The 16,178-nt window shown below is 51.3% G+C and carries 15 protein-coding genes; 3 read left to right on the top strand and 12 right to left on the bottom strand.

Annotation, left to right across the window (positions count from 1 at the left end):
• Positions 1-40: 40 nt before the first annotated feature.
• The 3 genes from alaS to recA all read right to left on the bottom strand — a co-directional run bounded on the left by alaS (position 41) and on the right by recA (position 4,870).
• The gene (alaS, locus tag Q9L42_RS08105; protein WP_349432582.1) at positions 41-2,653 is read right to left on the bottom strand and encodes an alanine--tRNA ligase; all 2,613 of its coding nucleotides are present in this window, start codon (positions 2,651-2,653) and stop codon (positions 41-43) included.
• Between the two features lie 229 nt (positions 2,654-2,882).
• Positions 2,883-3,347, bottom strand: coding sequence for a regulatory protein RecX (locus Q9L42_RS08100; protein WP_305908948.1), 465 nt, complete (start codon positions 3,345-3,347; stop codon positions 2,883-2,885).
• Positions 3,348-3,805: 458 nt separating this feature from the next.
• On the bottom strand, positions 3,806-4,870 hold the full coding sequence (gene recA, locus Q9L42_RS08095) for a recombinase RecA (RefSeq protein ID WP_349432580.1): 1,065 nt from the start codon (positions 4,868-4,870) through the stop codon (positions 3,806-3,808).
• A 214-nt stretch (positions 4,871-5,084) separates the two neighbouring features.
• On the opposite strand from recA, the gene Q9L42_RS08090 reads away from it, so the two are divergent.
• On the top strand, positions 5,085-6,680 hold the full coding sequence (locus Q9L42_RS08090; protein WP_305908950.1) for a SulP family inorganic anion transporter: 1,596 nt from the start codon (positions 5,085-5,087) through the stop codon (positions 6,678-6,680).
• A 351-nt stretch (positions 6,681-7,031) separates the two neighbouring features.
• Here Q9L42_RS08090 and Q9L42_RS08085 read toward each other — a convergent pair whose 3' ends face one another.
• The 3 genes from Q9L42_RS08085 to Q9L42_RS08075 form a co-directional block, all read right to left on the bottom strand.
• A complete protein-coding gene (locus Q9L42_RS08085) occupies positions 7,032-7,550 on the bottom strand; it encodes a hypothetical protein (RefSeq protein ID WP_305908951.1) in 519 nt (172 codons plus the stop codon).
• On the bottom strand, positions 7,550-8,098 hold the full coding sequence (locus Q9L42_RS08080) for an FMN-binding protein (RefSeq protein WP_305908952.1): 549 nt from the start codon (positions 8,096-8,098) through the stop codon (positions 7,550-7,552). The genes Q9L42_RS08085 and Q9L42_RS08080 overlap by 1 nt, the downstream gene beginning before the upstream one ends.
• Before the next feature lie 336 nt (positions 8,099-8,434).
• Complete coding sequence (locus Q9L42_RS08075) at positions 8,435-9,820, bottom strand: hypothetical protein (protein WP_305908953.1); 1,386 nt, start codon at positions 9,818-9,820, stop codon at positions 8,435-8,437.
• A gap of 276 nt (positions 9,821-10,096) precedes the next feature.
• Between Q9L42_RS08075 and Q9L42_RS08070 the strand changes: the two genes are divergently transcribed.
• Complete coding sequence (locus Q9L42_RS08070; RefSeq protein WP_305908954.1) at positions 10,097-11,464, top strand: OprO/OprP family phosphate-selective porin; 1,368 nt, start codon at positions 10,097-10,099, stop codon at positions 11,462-11,464.
• Positions 11,465-11,554: 90 nt separating this feature from the next.
• On the opposite strand, the gene Q9L42_RS08065 is transcribed toward Q9L42_RS08070, so the two are convergent.
• The 6 genes from Q9L42_RS08065 to Q9L42_RS08040 all read right to left on the bottom strand — a co-directional run bounded on the left by Q9L42_RS08065 (position 11,555) and on the right by Q9L42_RS08040 (position 14,669).
• The gene (locus Q9L42_RS08065; RefSeq protein ID WP_305908955.1) at positions 11,555-12,226 is read right to left on the bottom strand and encodes a metallophosphoesterase family protein; all 672 of its coding nucleotides are present in this window, start codon (positions 12,224-12,226) and stop codon (positions 11,555-11,557) included.
• A gap of 158 nt (positions 12,227-12,384) precedes the next feature.
• Positions 12,385-12,651 (bottom strand): GIY-YIG nuclease family protein, encoded by a 267-nt coding sequence (locus tag Q9L42_RS08060; RefSeq protein WP_305908956.1) that lies wholly within the window; start codon positions 12,649-12,651, stop codon positions 12,385-12,387.
• Between the two features lie 17 nt (positions 12,652-12,668).
• Positions 12,669-12,950 (bottom strand): hypothetical protein, encoded by a 282-nt coding sequence (locus tag Q9L42_RS08055; protein ID WP_305908957.1) that lies wholly within the window; start codon positions 12,948-12,950, stop codon positions 12,669-12,671.
• Positions 12,951-13,033: 83 nt separating this feature from the next.
• Positions 13,034-13,498 (bottom strand): universal stress protein, encoded by a 465-nt coding sequence (locus Q9L42_RS08050; RefSeq protein ID WP_305908958.1) that lies wholly within the window; start codon positions 13,496-13,498, stop codon positions 13,034-13,036.
• Between the two features lie 12 nt (positions 13,499-13,510).
• Positions 13,511-13,954: a ribonuclease HI gene (gene rnhA / locus Q9L42_RS08045; RefSeq protein WP_305908959.1), complete on the bottom strand. Its 444-nt coding sequence runs from the start codon at positions 13,952-13,954 to the stop codon at positions 13,511-13,513.
• Complete coding sequence (locus tag Q9L42_RS08040) at positions 13,947-14,669, bottom strand: class I SAM-dependent methyltransferase (protein WP_305908960.1); 723 nt, start codon at positions 14,667-14,669, stop codon at positions 13,947-13,949. The genes rnhA and Q9L42_RS08040 overlap by 8 nt, the downstream gene beginning before the upstream one ends.
• A gap of 92 nt (positions 14,670-14,761) precedes the next feature.
• Here Q9L42_RS08040 and Q9L42_RS08035 point away from each other — a divergent pair, with 92 nt between their 5' ends.
• Complete coding sequence (locus tag Q9L42_RS08035) at positions 14,762-16,177, top strand: transglycosylase SLT domain-containing protein (protein ID WP_349432577.1); 1,416 nt, start codon at positions 14,762-14,764, stop codon at positions 16,175-16,177.
• Position 16,178 lies beyond the last annotated feature (1 nt).

Genomic DNA, 16,178 nt, shown 5'->3' with positions numbered 1-16,178 from the left:
TTAATGGGCGCATATATACAGCAAGCAGTCGTTAACGAATTCAAGCCCCAAACTGCTGTTTGACCCACTCCGGCACCTGTTTTAAGGCCTCCTCCAAGCCGGACGGATCATTGCCTCCGGCCTGCGCCATATCCGGCCGGCCGCCGCCTTTGCCGCCTACCTTGGAGGCGACCGAGTTCACTAGGTCGCCGGCTTTCAGACGGGGCGTTTGATCCTTGGACACCCCAGCAATCAGGCTGACCTTGTCGTCTTTGACGGTCGCCAACACAATCGCGGCACTGCCCAGTTTGTTTTTGAGCTGATCGACCATATCGCGCATGGCCTTGGGATCGACATCGTCCAATTTCACCGCCAACACCTTAACGCCATCGACATCGATCGCCCGACTGCTCAACTCTCCACCGGCCGTACTAGCCAGTTTTGCCTTGAATTTTTCCAGCTCTTTTTCCAATGTGCGGTTTTTTTCCAGCAATTGCTGAACCTTGTCCAAAGCTTTTTCCGGCGAGCTCTTCAGCAATCCGGCGATGTTGCCCAAGGCCTGATCGCGATTCGCCACCCAATCCAATGCCGCCTGACCGGTCACCGCCTCCAGCCTTCTGACGCCGGCCGCAACACCGGTTTCGGCGATGATCTTGAACATACCGATATCGCCGGCCCTGTCGACATGGGTGCCGCCGCATAATTCGGTCGAGAAATCGCCGATCTTCAGCACCCGCACTTCGTCGCCGTATTTTTCGCCAAACAAGGCCATCGCCCCCGCCTTGACGGCCTCGTCCTTAGCCATGATTTCGGCGGAAACTGGATTATTCAGCCGAATTTGCTCGTTCACCCGGTGCTCGATCGTGGCGATTTCATCGGCGGTCAGCGGCTCGAAGTGCGAGAAGTCGAAACGCAGGCGTTCCGAATTCACCAATGAGCCTTTCTGCGCGACATGATCGCCCAGCGTTTTTCTAAGCGCCGCATGCAACAAATGGGTGGCCGAATGATTCAGCTCCGTTGCCTTCCGTTTCTCGGCATCGACATGAACCCGGCAAGCCCCATCCCGTTTGATTTCACCCTGCAGCACCCTGCCTTTGTGCAGGAACAAATCACCGCCCTGTTTTTGCGTATCGTTTACCTGAAAAACCGCCTCACCGGCTTCGATGCGGCCGCTGTCGCCAGCCTGACCACCGGATTCGGCATAAAACGGCGTCCGGTCCAATACGACGATGCCGTCTTCGCCTTGCTTTAGGCTGTCGACCGCTTGTCCCTTGTGGAACAGACCGATAATCTTCGCGCCATCCTCGATGTGCTGATAACCGGTAAACTCGGTCTGACCGTCCAGTTTGATGTCTTGGTCGTAATCGGCGGAAAAGTGGCCTCCGGCGCGCGCTCTCTCCCGCTGAGCCGCCATTTCCACCTCGAAACCGGCATGGTCGACACTCAGCTCGTGTTCACGGGCAAAATCGGCCGTCAAGTCCACCGGAAAACCGTAAGTATCATAAAGCAGGAAAACCACATCGCCGGGAATGACTCGACCTTCCAATTTGGCGACACAGGCTTCCAGCACCTTCATGCCCTGCTGCAGAGTTTCGGCAAAACGTTCCTCTTCTTTTTTCAGGACCCGCTCCACCTGTTCTTGCGCCTGTTTCAATTCAGGGTAGGCCTCGCCCATTTCCGCAACCAACGGCGCCACCAGCTTATGAAAGAAGACCTCATGAATACCTAGACGGTAACCGTGACGTATCGCACGGCGTATGATCCGGCGCAACACATAACCACGCCCTTCATTCGACGGCAACACACCATCGGTCACCAAGAACGCACAGGAACGGATGTGATCGGCGATGACTCGCAGCGAACTATTGTCCAGATCAGAGCTATCGGCGAGTCGCGCCGCCGATTTCAGGATGTTCTGGAACAGATCTATTTCATAGTTGCTATGCACCCCCTGCAACACCGCGGCAATCCGCTCCAAGCCCATGCCGGTATCGACAGAAGGCGCCGGCAACGGCGTCAGATTACCGTCCTTATCCCGGTCATACTGCATGAACACTAGATTCCAGATCTCGATGTAACGGTCGCCTTCCTCATCGGGGCTGCCCGGTGGTCCGCCGGCCACCTCTGCGCCATGGTCGTAAAAAATTTCAGTGCATGGACCGCAAGGACCGACATCGCCCATCGACCAGAAGTTATCCTTGGCGCCGATACGGGAAAAACGCGCCGGATCGACCTTAACCTCCTCCAGCCAGATCGCTTCCGCTTCGGAGTCTTCTTCGAACACCGTCACCCACAGTTTTTCCGTCGGAATGCCCAACTCCTTGGTCAGGAAGTCCCAGGCAAAGTGAATGGCGTCTTTTTTGAAATAATCGCCGAAACTGAAATTGCCCAGCATTTCAAAAAAGGTATGATGTCTGGCGGTATAGCCTACATTTTCCAGGTCATTATGTTTGCCGCCGGCGCGAACACAACGCTGACTGGTCGCGGCGCGGTTGTAATCACGCTTTTCCCGCCCCAGAAAAACATCCTTGAATTGCACCATGCCGGCATTGGTAAACAACAAGGTCGGGTCATTGCCCGGCACTAGCGAACTCGACGGCTGGATGGAATGTCCTCTGGCTCGAAAAAACTCCAGAAATGCACTGCGCAATTCTGCGCTGGTCATATATTTCATAATGTTTAGGTGTAATAACTACGCTATATTTATATCTTTGTAACTATTCAGTATAAAAATGTTTTTACTATCAGTTACTTGCTACAGAAGACGCCGTGAATATATCCCTATAGGCTTGGATGCGACATCCCTGTCGCATACACTTCTTCCGCAAGCAATTGATAGTAAAAGAAATATTTTCTCGGTATCAAGCTGAATAGTTACATATCTTTTTAGAAACGCCTGAGCATCAGCGCTCCAGACTAATATCCAATTGCACAAAAAGCGCCTTGATCATATCGCCGCTGAATCCTCGCTGTTGCAAAAACCGGCTGCGTTTAAGCCACTCTTTCGCGGGCATGCGCTTATCGTTTGCATATTTGCCCAAATAAACTCGTTGCAAGGCCTCCATCCAGCTACCGGCCAGTTCGGTCACGATCGCATCGAGGTCGGCGTCGCCTCCCCCGCGCAGCTTCAACTCATGGGCGATACGCACAGGACCGCACCCCTTCTCGATGCGTTGGCGGGCATAACTTTCCGCATAACGGTCGTCGCTTTGCCAGCCCTGCTCCGCCAGCTCTGCGATCACTTCCTGTGAACTAATGCGATCGAACCCTCTCAGCACCAGCTTGTCTTGCAACTCCTTCTGGCTATGCTCGCGCCGAGCCAACAATCTTAGGCAGATGTCCTTAATTTGCTGATATTGTTCTGTCACGATTTAGTTATCGGTCTTTTCCCGTCGTCAAGATTCATGACTAAAAACAAAAGTAACTATTCAGGTAACTATTCAGTATCTTTCAGGGTTTAGGGCGTATCCACCAAAGATGCCGACCCGGTGGATGCGCTCCGCTTATCCACCCTACGAATGGGGGTGAGCAGTTACCTATTCAGTATAAAAATGCTTTTTCTATCCGTTACTTGCTCCAGAAGACGCCATTCACCCAGCACCTAAATCATCGAAGATGATTAATCATAGCCAATAGCCTAGAGTATTTAGGACTGGGAAATCCCCGACAACTCACCGCTCCTGCTTGACGTGCATGGATATCCCTGTGTGTCGGCGGCTGAACCTGTCCCAAGTAAACATGAAGTAAAAAAGGAAGTTATTTTCGGCCATATCCCAAAAACAAAATTCAATTTGCTTTTTATCTGCTTCCACAGGATTTTTCAAGGCTAGGACTTGGGGCTTCCCTTTTCCTTAGTCGCTTCAGCCTTTTTTTCCTTAGCCGCCTCAGCCTTTTTCTTTAAATCGCCCAACGCCTCGCCTCTGATAGCCGCTTCCAATTCTTCCGCCTTGTCGGGATTGTCTTTCAAAAACTGCTTGGCGTTTTCCTTGCCTTGGCCAATTTTTTCATTGCCGTAGCTATACCAGGAGCCGGCCTTTTGCACAAAACCGTATTGCACCCCCAAATCAACCAGCTCGCCCAGGAAAGAGACGCCCTCTCCATAGAGAATTTCGAATTCAGCCTGTTTGAACGGCGGGGCCACTTTATTTTTAACGACTTTCACTCGGGTATCGTTGCCGATCACTTCTTCGCCTTTCTTGATCGCGCCGATACGGCGAATATCCAACCGTACGGAAGAATAAAACTTCAGGGCATTCCCGCCGGTAGTGGTCTCTGGATTACCGAACATCACCCCAATTTTCATCCGCAATTGATTGATAAAAATGACCAAGGTGTTGGAACGCTTGATATTGGCGGTCAGCTTCCTTAACGCCTGGGACATCAAGCGAGCCTGCAGGCCCATATGAGAATCGCCCATTTCGCCTTCGATTTCGGCCTTGGGCGTCAGCGCCGCCACTGAATCTACAACCACAATGTCGACGGCGCCGGAACGCACTAGCATATCGGTAATTTCCAGTGCCTGTTCGCCGGTGTCCGGCTGCGAAACCAGCAAGTCATCGACATTGACGCCGATTTTTTCTGCATAAACCGGGTCCAACGCATGTTCGGCATCGACAAATGCCGCGGTTCCGCCAAGTTTCTGCATCTGAGCGATGGTCTGTAACGACAGCGTCGTTTTACCGGACGATTCCGGCCCGTATATCTCGACTACGCGTCCACGCGGCAAGCCCCCGCACCCCAAGGCAATATCCAGCGATAAAGATCCGGTAGACACCACATCGATATCGCGGCTTGCCGCCACATCGCCCATGCGCATCACAGAACCTTTGCCAAACTGCTTATCTATCTGCATCAGCGCCGCACCGAGCGCTTTTTTCTTGTTCTCGTCCATTGTTCTGCCTGGCCGTATCTGAATAGTTGGAAAATAAACACGTTATTATCACATAGAGCAGCGCAAGGAAACAGCCTTGCAGCAATAAATATTACCCGGCCATAAGCAAATCAATTAAACCCGATGAGCCCGCGGAAATTTCAATAGTCCGTCATTGGTCAATGAGTCGATATCAATTACACTGAAGCCACCCTGCTAGATTAGGAATGGTGTCATGATTCATAAGCACGCCCAATATTACCTAAAGCATCTTAAAGACGACTTTCCGGCCGGCATCGTCGTATTTCTGGTTGCACTCCCTCTCTGCCTGGGCATAGCCCTGGCCTCCGGCGCACCGCTTTTTTCCGGCGTCATCACAGGCATCATTGGCGGCCTCATTGTCACCTGGCTGAGCGGCTCACAATTAAGCGTATCGGGGCCAGCGGCCGGCCTGACGGTCATTGTGCTGAACGCCATCGAGACATTGGGCAGTTTTCAGGGCCTGCTCACCGCCGTGGTCATCGCCGGCCTCGTACAAATCTTGCTCGGCCATTTTCGAGCCGGAATTATCGGCGCCTTTTTTCCGCTTAGCGTCATCAAGGGCATGCTGGCGGCGATCGGCCTGATTTTGATCATCAAACAGCTTCCTCACGCGCTGGGCTATCATGTCAGCTATGAGGGCGATGAGAGTTATATGCAGGAGACCGCGCAGAGCAGTTTCAAGGAATTGCTGGACACCTTTTACAATATCTCGCCCGGCGCCGCGATCATCAGCATGATCGGCCTGCTGATCATGCTGATCTGGGAGACTCGATTTTTTAACAAACTGACGCTGACGAAGCTGATCCCCGGCCCGTTGATCGCGGTCGGTTGGGGAGTGTTATACAACATCACGGCCCTAGAAGTGGACCCGCAATGGGCCGTCACCGAAAAACATCTGGTGCATCTGCCGGAAACGACAAGAGTCGACGACTTTTTTCATCAATTGAGCTTCCCGGACTTCAGTTATTTAGCGTACGCCGAAACCTATAAAATCGCCTTGACCCTGGCCATTATCGCCAGTTTGGAAACGCTATTGAGCATCGAGGCGGTGGACAAGCTCGATCCGTTAAAACGCATCGCCCCGACCAATCGCGAACTGAAGGCCCAGGGCGTCGGCAACATTCTCAGCGGCCTGCTCGGCGGCCTGCCGATGACTGCGGTGATCGTACGCAGTTCGGCCAACATCAATGCCGGCGGCAAAACCAGCATTTCTTCGTTTATACATGGCATTTGTTTGCTGCTCAGCGTGTTGTTTTTTTCCGCTTATCTGAATCAGATTCCTCTCGCCTGCCTAGCCGCCATATTGCTGCACACCGGTTATAAACTGGCCCGCCCCAGCCTGTTCAAGGATTTTTACAACCGCGGCCGCGGACAATTTTTGCCTTTCAGCATCACCGTCATCGCCATCTTATGGAGCGACCTGCTGATCGGCATCGGCATCGGCCTCGCGGTCGGCCTTTATTACGTCATCAAGGCTAACTACCAAGCCACCATCAGTATGGTGCAGGATGATACCCATTATGTGTTATCGCTGCATAAAGACGTGTCGTTCCTGAACAAAGCCTTGCTGCGTAAGTTCATCTTGCATATCGAACCGAACAGCAGCGTGACCATAGACGCCAGCAATGCGCAATTCATCGATCACGATATCCTGGAAACGATCGAGGATTTCCTCACCACGGCCAAGGATGAAAATATTAAAGTCGAGGTGAAAAACCTCCATGGCAAACAACACGTCAAGCGACGCCACCACATGCCTGAGGTCATTAAGGAACGCAGCGACAAGTAAAACCTCTGAACGGCTTGCCGCCGGTCGATAACATCCAATGACTTGCCGCCACCGACTTTGGCGGCGCCGATTTAATCAACGCATAATTACTCAACGTCCTTTTAAGGGAAGTGCAAGCGGCGCGTGAAGCAGCTGCAATTCCCATGCCATCAGTTTGGCGTTCAAAAAGGGCACGGGATGTGTTTGGCGAGGATGTCGGCAGCAAGGATGCTGCCGTCAAGCCCCCCAGCACCTAAATTATCCTGGAATGTAAAATGTAGTCCAAAAGCCATGGTATTTAGGTGCTGGGTGAACGCGTCCCGAGAAATCAATGACCTGCCGCCTAAATCCTGAAAGGCACTGAAAATCACATCAGCACTTCCTAAAAGCATTGTCACTTTTACGGTTAGCCTGCCTTCGGGACTGAATCAAAGAGGCGCTGACGACAAAGATCAGAATCGCCAGGGAGAGCTCCAGCAACAAGAAAGAGCCGATTTTGAAATAAGCGAAGTTTGGATGAACAAATCGCACCAACCAACCGGCCAGTTCGTCAGCAATGGCCGAAACATAAACCAGGGCGCTGACCCAAATCTTCAGCAATGTCGGCAAACTGGTCATCAGCATCAAATGGGTCAAGGTCAAAATCAGCATCCCCATCGCAAACAAATGAAAATGACTGACTTCCAGCAGGCTCTGGTAACTCTTCGGTTGGGTAAATTCCTCCTCGGAGCCCAAATAGTAGGCAATCACCGAATCTGCGGTCAGCCCCATTTTATGGAAATACATCATGCCGTTGCTGAGCCATAATAAGGCGACATAGCCCAGAAACATTAGGATCAAGGCATTCAGCATCATTTGACGATTTTGTTCGCCGGTTACAAAAAAACGCATCAGTTCTGTTTATTCTTGACTAATATTTGATAAATCGCCATCACCTTGCGGGAAATGTTCAATGCCGAACGCGTACTCAACGTAGCCCCGGTCATGCCTTGTATATCGGCGCTGAAGCTGAGTCGCTCCAGCTCCTTCTGATATAGCTGTTGATACCAACGCTGTGGCGGCTGATACTCCGGCGGCTCATGGAAGGCCAGCGTATGGACGGCGCTGATCTTGCCTTCCGGCGTCAACACCACCAGCAACGTTTCAGGCTTGGTGCGAACGGTATGGCTCTCTATCGCCGCATAAGCGATAACCTGATCGCCTTTTTTGCCGACATAGAAGGTATACAGAGAAGACTCCATTTTTACCCGCGCCATCTTTTCGATCTGGGCAAGCTCATCAGCCGTTGGGAACAACGACAACATTTCAACCGTCGCATCCTTGCCGAAAGCCAATTCCATGGCCTCGTTTTTGCTGTAATAAATTTTGCCGACGCAAGGAAGAGCCGACAATAGCAAGCACACGGCAACGATTAACTTGACAGATTTTAATCTAAACATGATTAACAAAAGAAGCGCCAAAAAGCGTATTATAATAAATCAATATGGCAAATAAACGCCAATCTAGCAGCAATTCCCACTTTGGAGTTCAAAAAGGGCATGGGGTGTGTTTGGCGAGGATGTCGGCAGCAAGGATGCTGCCGTCAAGCCCCCAGGGATGGGTTTACGGCGCTCCTCGACAGACACACCCCATGCCCTAAACCCCGCAAAAATACTCAAACTGATGCTGTCAATCTAGCGCTAAATACCTCATATGCCAAAATAAGCGTAAGGTTGAAGAAAAAAGCGCAATCGATGACTGCGGCAATTCCCTCTCAACCTTTACTTCTTTCGTTTTTAAAAGATAAAGCCCAAGCCCAGGTTGAAATCATCCGGCAAGTCGCCGCCTTCGGAATCCCAGTTACGGTAATCGGCTTTAATAACGACATTTGGAATCGGCTTATAATTCACGCCGACCTGGAAGATTTGTCTGTCCATAGTCGGATCATCGCCGAATGCATTGCCCGCCGCGACACTGGCCACGGTGTCCAGCCTTTCATAACGGAAGAATGGCGCCAAATATTGCGTCGTTTCCGGAAACAGGTGAGGCATGACGTCGTAACCGACTTCGGCATACCAACCAAAGCTCTCCTCGCCGATGACCTCGCCTTTCGCAGCACTCAGCGTCGCCGTATCATCGATATGTCCCCAAGACCCCAAGGCTCGGAATTCCAAGCCGCGATACTTCACCTGCACATGACCTTCATACAGTTGCGTAAATGCATCGACCTGCTGCCCGGCAAACTTCTGATTCTGGCCGGAGTTACCCAAATAAGCCGAGCCGCCTAAGGTCACGCCCGGTACTTGCGGCAACTCATAATCGACGCGACCGACGAACGCCAAGTCCTCCGCCCTCGCCTCGCTGCCTTTTTGACGACCGCCGCGTATGCCGGAAGAACCAAAACCGTCTGCATCCAAGCCATTGACGACATAAGTGGTATAGGTCAGGCCAGGCAACAGCTCGCCGAACAGGCCGGCGCCGATTTCCCGCCAGGTGCTGGGAATGATCCTACGCTCAACCTCGGGACGATTGTTGCCGAAATAAAACGGCGGCTCATGGATCTGGTTGATGAACCCCATAGGCATCAATACCATACCCGCCCTGACGTTGGCCATCGGGTCGATAAAGAAATCCAGCGCGGCGAATTCGACCGACACGGAACCATTTTTATCGGTCGAACCGTGCTCGAATTCGATTTCACTGTTGAACAGAATGTTATCGGTGAATTTATAACCGGCATACAGCACCAAGCGTTCGAAATCGGCATTATCGTTCTTGCCTGTCTCGTCGTTGACGATCGCCTGGTAATTGGCTTCGCCATAACCGCCGATCGACAAGCCCTTGCCGACCTGATAGACCTTCGACGCCGCCGGCCCCAGACCGTATTGACTTTTGTACTCGATATCTTCAGGAATGAACATCTCGGTGCGAATTTTTTCCACCTCCTCGGCCAGCACATTGGTCTTGCGATCCAATGCCTGTACTTCCTGGTTTTTCGCCGTTTCCGAAACGGCTTCCAGCTTTTGCGTCATCTGATTGATTTGCTGTTGTTGCGCCTGGATGATTTTCCACATCTCTTCCATCGTCTGCGGCTTGCTCAACTCGCCTTCCGCGGCATAGGCGCTACTGCCGAGAGCAGCCAACGCCAGCGCGGAACAAAACTGTCGGTTGCTGATTTTCATTATGCACTCCAAAAAAAATAAAGCTTAATTTTAAACCAACAACTAAACTTAATGCAAATCATTCTCAACTGTATTATTTAACAATCGAAATCAACCAGCCTTCCACCTGCCCACACCTTCATGTTGCCTGATTACAACATTATGACAAAGCCCTATCAGACCAAAAAAAAATGCCGCCGATCCCGGCCCGTCATAATTTTGTAATAAACATCCCCTATCCTGTGTCGAGTTTTTACAACAAATTGCTTTTTTCACACAACATATAGGGTACGACTGATGGCGATTAACAAAACAGCCAAAATGTTAGCACTGGGCGCTGCAACAACACTGGGCAGCATGACGGCGCAAGCGGCGGACAAAGAATTATTGGACATGCTGCTGCAAAATGGCGCAATCAACCAATCCCAATACAACAAACTGATCCAACAGGAAACACTCAGCAAAAGCGATGTTGATAACATCAAAATCAAGCTGGGCAAAAAAGGCCTGCAGGTTGAATCCGGCGACGGCGACTTCAAATTCGGCTTTGGCGGCCGTATCCATGCCGACGCCACATTCCACAGCAACGATAAAGCTGCCGGTGACAAAGGTGTCGGTGGCGCAACCGACGGCACCGAGATCCGCCGCGGCCGCCTGGCTTTCAAAGGCTTATTTTGGGATGATTTCAAATTCGTCTCAGAAGTCGACTTCGCCGACAACAAGACGGCCGTCAAAGATATGTTCATCACCTATCAGGGCCTCGATTGGCTGGAATTGACCGTCGGTCACCAAAAACAACCGATCAGCATGGAGTTGCAGGAAAGCTCGAACGACATCATGTTCACCGAGCGTTCGCTGGTCAACTCGCTGACCGCCAGCCTGTTCGACCGGGCCATCGGTATCCATTTGAAATCATCCGGCGACGACTGGTCGGCGCAGATCGGCGCTTACGGCGATGCCATGTCGCCGGAAAAAGACCATACCGTCGATGAAGGCTGGGGCGCGGCTTCCCGTTTGACTTACGCGCCGATCAACAAAAAAGATCAAGTTCTGCACTTGGGCGCCTATGGCGGTTATCGTGCTCCGGACACCCAAGGTGGCGCAATGTCCAACGGCAAGGATCATGTCGAGTTCTCCTATGAAACCACGCATATGTCGAACGTAAAGACCTCGAAACTTAAAGTTTTCGATGCGAAAGACTTCAAAATGGCCGGTTTCGAGGCGGCCTATATGCAAGGCCCGTTCTCGGTACAGGGTGAGTACGGTCGTGTCTGGGCGGACCTTGAAAACGGCGAAACTTTGGACTTAGATGCTTTCTATGTTCAAACCGCTTGGACTTTGACCGGCGAATCGCGTTCATACAAAGGCTCAGACGGCGAATTCAAACGTCTGAAACCTTCGCAAAACTTCAGCCTGAAAAACGGCGGCTGGGGCGCGGTTGAATTGGCCGCTCGTTACGACCAAAACGACCTTAACTCGGACGGTCACGACGGTGGCAGCGAAAAAGCGGTGACCGTCGCGTTGAACTGGTATCTGAACGAAAACCTGCGCCTGATGGCGGATTATCGTCACGCCTTCGATCTGAGCAGCTCACCAGCGGAAGTCGCCGGCGAAGACATCGAAGACGTCCATGCCTTCACCTTCAGAACCCAATTGGCGTTCTAAGCAGCCGAAACTCTCGGATAAAGTTCAAGAAAGGCCGGCACTCGCCGGCCTTTTTTATGGCTGTCGTAAACTTGCCTTTGTTGAATGGGACTAAACCGGATGACCGTTTAAATCGGCAACCATTCTGTCGGCAATGCCATGCACCTTGATGCCGGCCCTAATCGTCGCGGTATAATGCTCATGCAAATGCCCATGAAAAACCTTGCTGACCTTCAACGCGGCTGCCAATTCATCGATGACGATAAAACCGTGTCGATGACTACGCGGCGCTTCATGGGAAACCAGGATATCGGCATCCAATTGTTTCAGGCGCTGCACTTCATCATGCCAGATGGCCGCTTGGTACTTTAAAGACAATCCCGCCGTCCTGACATGGGAGGGTTGTTGACTGAGAAAATGGCTTTTGCTTTTCCATCTAGGTCGATTCGGCGGATACCAAACCCGCCCCAGGAAAATCCCGCCCAACCCAGCTATTCTGAGCCCGGCGACGTCCTTGACCTGCAAATGCAGTCCGTTGTCGGCAAGTGACGAATCAAACAAATAGCGGTGCTTATCCGGGTGCTCAAATTCGTGATTGCCGGCGATCCACCAGATCTCGGTTACATCGACAATGGGACGCAAATAGTCTTGCAGCGGTTTTTCCAGGTCATAATCACCCAACAACACCACTGCCTCAGGCTTTTGGGTGAGCACGGCTCGGATTAGCGGTGCAAAGTCGCCATGCGGATCGCCTGCAAATAATATTCTGCACTCGTTTGTCATCGCTGTTCCCTTATAGCAAATAAAGCGCTGTTAGCTCGGCAATCCCCATCAATTTGGATAACGAAGAGGGCTCTTGGGGGCGAGGATGGGTTCCTCGACAGACACACCCCAGGCCCTAAACACCGTTAAAACGATCAAACCGGGAATTGCGGCGATACCTACTTCATTTGCAATTCATTATCTGCCGAACCGATCAGCCGCCACTTTTCCGCCCGCGTTAACTTCTTGATCACGCTTTCCCGCTTGCTGGCGGAGCTGCGATCATGCCCGCCCTCGAGATAGATCACATGTTTGGGTCGGCGCCCCCGAAAATATTTAGCGCCCTGACCCTTAAGATGCTGATTGAACCGGCTTTCCACATCGTTGCTGATACCGGTGTACAGACTGTCATCACTGCACAATATGATATAAACGAACCAAGCCATCGCCGTTCAAACCGAAGTCAATCCCGCTCTTTGCTGCCGGCGAATTTCAGATTAAAAAATACCGCACAGGCCAAGCCCACCATTATATAGGCGTAACGGGTCAGAAAAATCAAAAATCCGTTCTGGCTGTGCGAGGCCGCATCCTTGATCGGTGGGGTGACGAAATTAGTCCACATCAGCGCCACCATAAAATAAACAACGATACCGGCCACCGCCCAGGAAATAGGCTGGCGCCCGGTCTGTTTAGCGGTGTGATAAAACCATATTGCGACAAAGGCAGCGACAACCGAACCAATCATAACTCTTACCTCTAATGTTCTATTGATATCCCGTATTATTCGGCGAAATCTTCTGCAGCCGATAACTGGCTCAGTATAACCAGTTAAGCCGGCGCAACCAAATGCAAAGCCTCCGTCGTTCTCACCGCCAAGACATCGCAGCGCGCATGATGAATGACGGCATTGGCGGTAGAACCCAATAACAACGCCAGGCCATGACGACCGTGCGAGCCTACGACAATCAAATCGACCTGCTGCTTGCCCGCCAATTCGACTATCTCCCGTTGCGGATTGCCCCAAACCAACCAACGATTAGCTGGCCCAACCCCTAACCGTTCGGCCAGTATCTTAAATCGTTGTTTTTCTGCATCTAGCGGTTCATTGTCGCCATCAGCCTGCAGAGAAATCACCGAGCCATAGCCGGTATCGGGCATCGCGATGTTATCCAGCACATGCACGATACTGAGCCGGGCGCGATGCTGCTCGGCCAACGCCGACGCCTTTTCAGCGACCTGTCGATGCTGTTCGGAATAATCCAACGCCATTAAGATATGGTGATAACGCGCCATACTGAAATCCTTTTACGCCGCCTGCAGTGAATCGATGCCTTTATTGGCGAGACTATCCGCTTTTTCATTGCCATGATTGCCGGAATGACCTTTTATCCAAATCCATTCGACCTCATGCTGTAACAAAGCCTTATCCAGGCGTCGCCATAAATCCACGTTTTTAACCGGTTGTTTACTGGCGGTTTTCCAACCGCGTTTTTTCCAATTCGCCATCCACTCGGTAATCCCCTGCAAGACGTATTTTGAATCGGTGTTCAATTTCACCCTGCAAGGCCGTTTCAAGGCTTCCAGCCCCTGGATTGCCGCCATCAATTCCATGCGGTTATTGGTCGTTTCGGCTTCGCCGCCATAGAGTTCTTTTTCCGTGCCTTTATAAGATAAATAAACTCCCCAGCCTCCCGGCCCCGGGTTGCCTCTACAGGCGCCATCGGTATAGATGATGACGGTTTCAGTCATGTTTTTTCTTCCTTTGCAGATTTGATTCCAGACCGTTGCCAACGCCGGCAAAACGCGGTCTTTGTTTGCCAGTCTCACCGACCGGGATGAGTCGGTAACGTCGTTTGACCGCCTTGACTCCATAGGCCATGGCGAAAATCGAACGCCCGCTAAACTGAAATTTACCCGGTCTAATGGTAAAGGTATCCAGATTGAACTCGACGGTATTCAGCATTTCAAAATTCATTAATTTCAGCCAATCTCTGATTCTACCGCGGGTTATAAAATGACTACGCCAGGAATTGGCCAATTTCACATCCCATAAATATAGATAACGCACCGAAAAACTGAGCGGATTGAAGTTTATAATAATCACCTCCCCACCCGGTTTTAACACCCGTTCGATTTCCCTCATCGTCTGAAACCGGTATTCATCAAATTCCAACAAATGCGGCAAAATAATCAAATCGATCGATTCGCTCTGCACCGGCAGGGTATAGGCTTTTCCTTGAACTCGTTGCGCGCCTTCGCAACCGAGCGCATCGACATCGAGTATACAATAACGCTGATACAGCGAGCAGTCTATAAAACTGTCTTCCCAACTCAGGCCGCCGATTTGCAATAGCTGCTGTTTACAACTGACGGTGATAGAACGCTTTAAGTACTGCCCTTCCATCGTTTGCAACAACTTTCCCCGTGGCGTCTGATACAGGTCAAACAGAAATATTCTTTTCATCAGTAATCATTTAGAAATAGCGGCAACTTAGGAAAATCAAGGAAAAACAGGCTATAATTAAAGCTTTTCCGAATTAGTAATGTGTATCAATAATGACACGTTCCACCCCTCTGACCCATCATTTTATTTATCTATCCATTATATTGGCGACAGGATGCGCGCAACAATCCCCTTCGCATTTCACCATCAGTGAAATACCGCCGGATACTATGGCGTCTCTCAACCGCCCTCCGCAAGCTCGCTCGCCTGTAGCCAGCACGGCCCGGAAAAACATGGCCGCCGCAAAAAATAACGCCGAACACGCCACCGTCTGGGAACGTTTATTATCGCTTTACGCGCTGCCGGAGATCGATAATGAACGCATAAACCAACAATTACAGTGGTATCTGCGACACCCCGAATATATCGAGCGAATTCAACAACGCGCGGAACCTTATCTATACTTCATCCTCGAGGAAGTGGAAGCGAAAAAGATTCCCGGCGAGCTGGCCCTATTGCCAGCGATTGAGAGCGCCTTCAAACCCCAAGCCTATTCGTCTAGCCGGGCCGCCGGACTATGGCAGTTCATACCCTCTACCGGCCGTTTTTTCGGGCTTAAACAAAACTGGTGGTATGATGGCCGCCGTGACGTCTTCGCTTCAACACAGGCCGCCACCCGCTATTTGAAGGAGCTCAGCGAAGAATTCGATGATGACTGGTTATTGGCGCTGGCTTCGTATAATGCCGGGAAAGGCAATATACGCAAAGCCATCAAAAGAAACCTCGACCTCGACCTAGAAAGCGATTACTGGGCGCTGCAGTTACGCCAAGAAACGATGGACTATGTGCCGCGCCTGCTGGCCATCGCCAAGATCTTCGCCGATCCACAACAATATAACATCAAGCTGCACGACATCCCTAACCAACCTTATTTCGAGGTTGTTAACATTCAATCGCAACTCGATCTGAGCAAGGCCGTAGAAATGGCGCAGACGCCTACTGACGCCTTCTTCAAACTCAATCCCGGATTCAACCGCTGGAGCACCGATCCGGACGGCCCGCATCGTTTATTGATTCCAATTGACAAGGCCGACCAGTTTAAACACAAACTGGCCCGCTTACCGGAAAAAGAACGCATGAAATGGATTCGCCATAAAATTCAACCCGGCGAAAATTTGGGCATCATCGCCCATAAATACCAATCAAGCGTCATCGCTATCAAGCGGAGCAACCGCTTAAGCGGAAACATGATCCGCGCCGGTAAATATCTGCTGATTCCGGTTTCCCAGCGCCCTCTGAACATGGCGGCGAGCCGCGACCACCCGCAGACGAGTCAAGTCTACACGGTCAAAAAAGGCGACACTTTCTGGCAAATTGCCCGCAAATTTTCCGTCAACAGCCGGGACATAGCCCGCTGGAACCAACTGTCATTGACAACGCCTCTGCAGCCGGGACAAAAACTGTTAATCAAGCAAGGCGGCAACGCCGCAGTCGCTTCGGGTCAACCGCTGCCATTACGCGGTGGTTGAA

The sequence above is a fragment of the Methylomarinum sp. Ch1-1 genome (assembly GCF_030717995.2).
Classification (GTDB): Bacteria; Pseudomonadota; Gammaproteobacteria; order Methylococcales; family Methylomonadaceae; genus Methylomarinum; species Methylomarinum roseum.
Note: the sequence above shows the minus strand (reverse complement) of the source record. Positions and strands in the feature narration are given on the sequence as shown.

Coding starts and splice junctions, on each gene's coding strand:
- Q9L42_RS08040 (WP_305908960.1), bottom strand. CDS start 14,669: ATGAAAAGAATATTTCTGTTTGACCTGTATCAGACGCCACGGGGAAAG.
- recA (WP_349432580.1), bottom strand. CDS start 4,870: ATGGACGAGAACAAGAAAAAAGCGCTCGGTGCGGCGCTGATGCAGATA.
- Q9L42_RS08060 (WP_305908956.1), bottom strand. CDS start 12,651: ATGGCTTGGTTCGTTTATATCATATTGTGCAGTGATGACAGTCTGTAC.
- Q9L42_RS08065 (WP_305908955.1), bottom strand. CDS start 12,226: ATGACAAACGAGTGCAGAATATTATTTGCAGGCGATCCGCATGGCGAC.
- Q9L42_RS08085 (WP_305908951.1), bottom strand. CDS start 7,550: ATGCGTTTTTTTGTAACCGGCGAACAAAATCGTCAAATGATGCTGAAT.
- Q9L42_RS08035 (WP_349432577.1), top strand. CDS start 14,762: ATGACACGTTCCACCCCTCTGACCCATCATTTTATTTATCTATCCATT.
- Q9L42_RS08070 (WP_305908954.1), top strand. CDS start 10,097: ATGGCGATTAACAAAACAGCCAAAATGTTAGCACTGGGCGCTGCAACA.
- Q9L42_RS08050 (WP_305908958.1), bottom strand. CDS start 13,498: ATGGCGCGTTATCACCATATCTTAATGGCGTTGGATTATTCCGAACAG.
- Q9L42_RS08055 (WP_305908957.1), bottom strand. CDS start 12,950: ATGATTGGTTCGGTTGTCGCTGCCTTTGTCGCAATATGGTTTTATCAC.
- alaS (WP_349432582.1), bottom strand. CDS start 2,653: ATGAAATATATGACCAGCGCAGAATTGCGCAGTGCATTTCTGGAGTTT.
- rnhA (WP_305908959.1), bottom strand. CDS start 13,954: ATGACTGAAACCGTCATCATCTATACCGATGGCGCCTGTAGAGGCAAC.
- Q9L42_RS08090 (WP_305908950.1), top strand. CDS start 5,085: ATGATTCATAAGCACGCCCAATATTACCTAAAGCATCTTAAAGACGAC.
- Q9L42_RS08080 (WP_305908952.1), bottom strand. CDS start 8,098: ATGTTTAGATTAAAATCTGTCAAGTTAATCGTTGCCGTGTGCTTGCTA.
- Q9L42_RS08075 (WP_305908953.1), bottom strand. CDS start 9,820: ATGAAAATCAGCAACCGACAGTTTTGTTCCGCGCTGGCGTTGGCTGCT.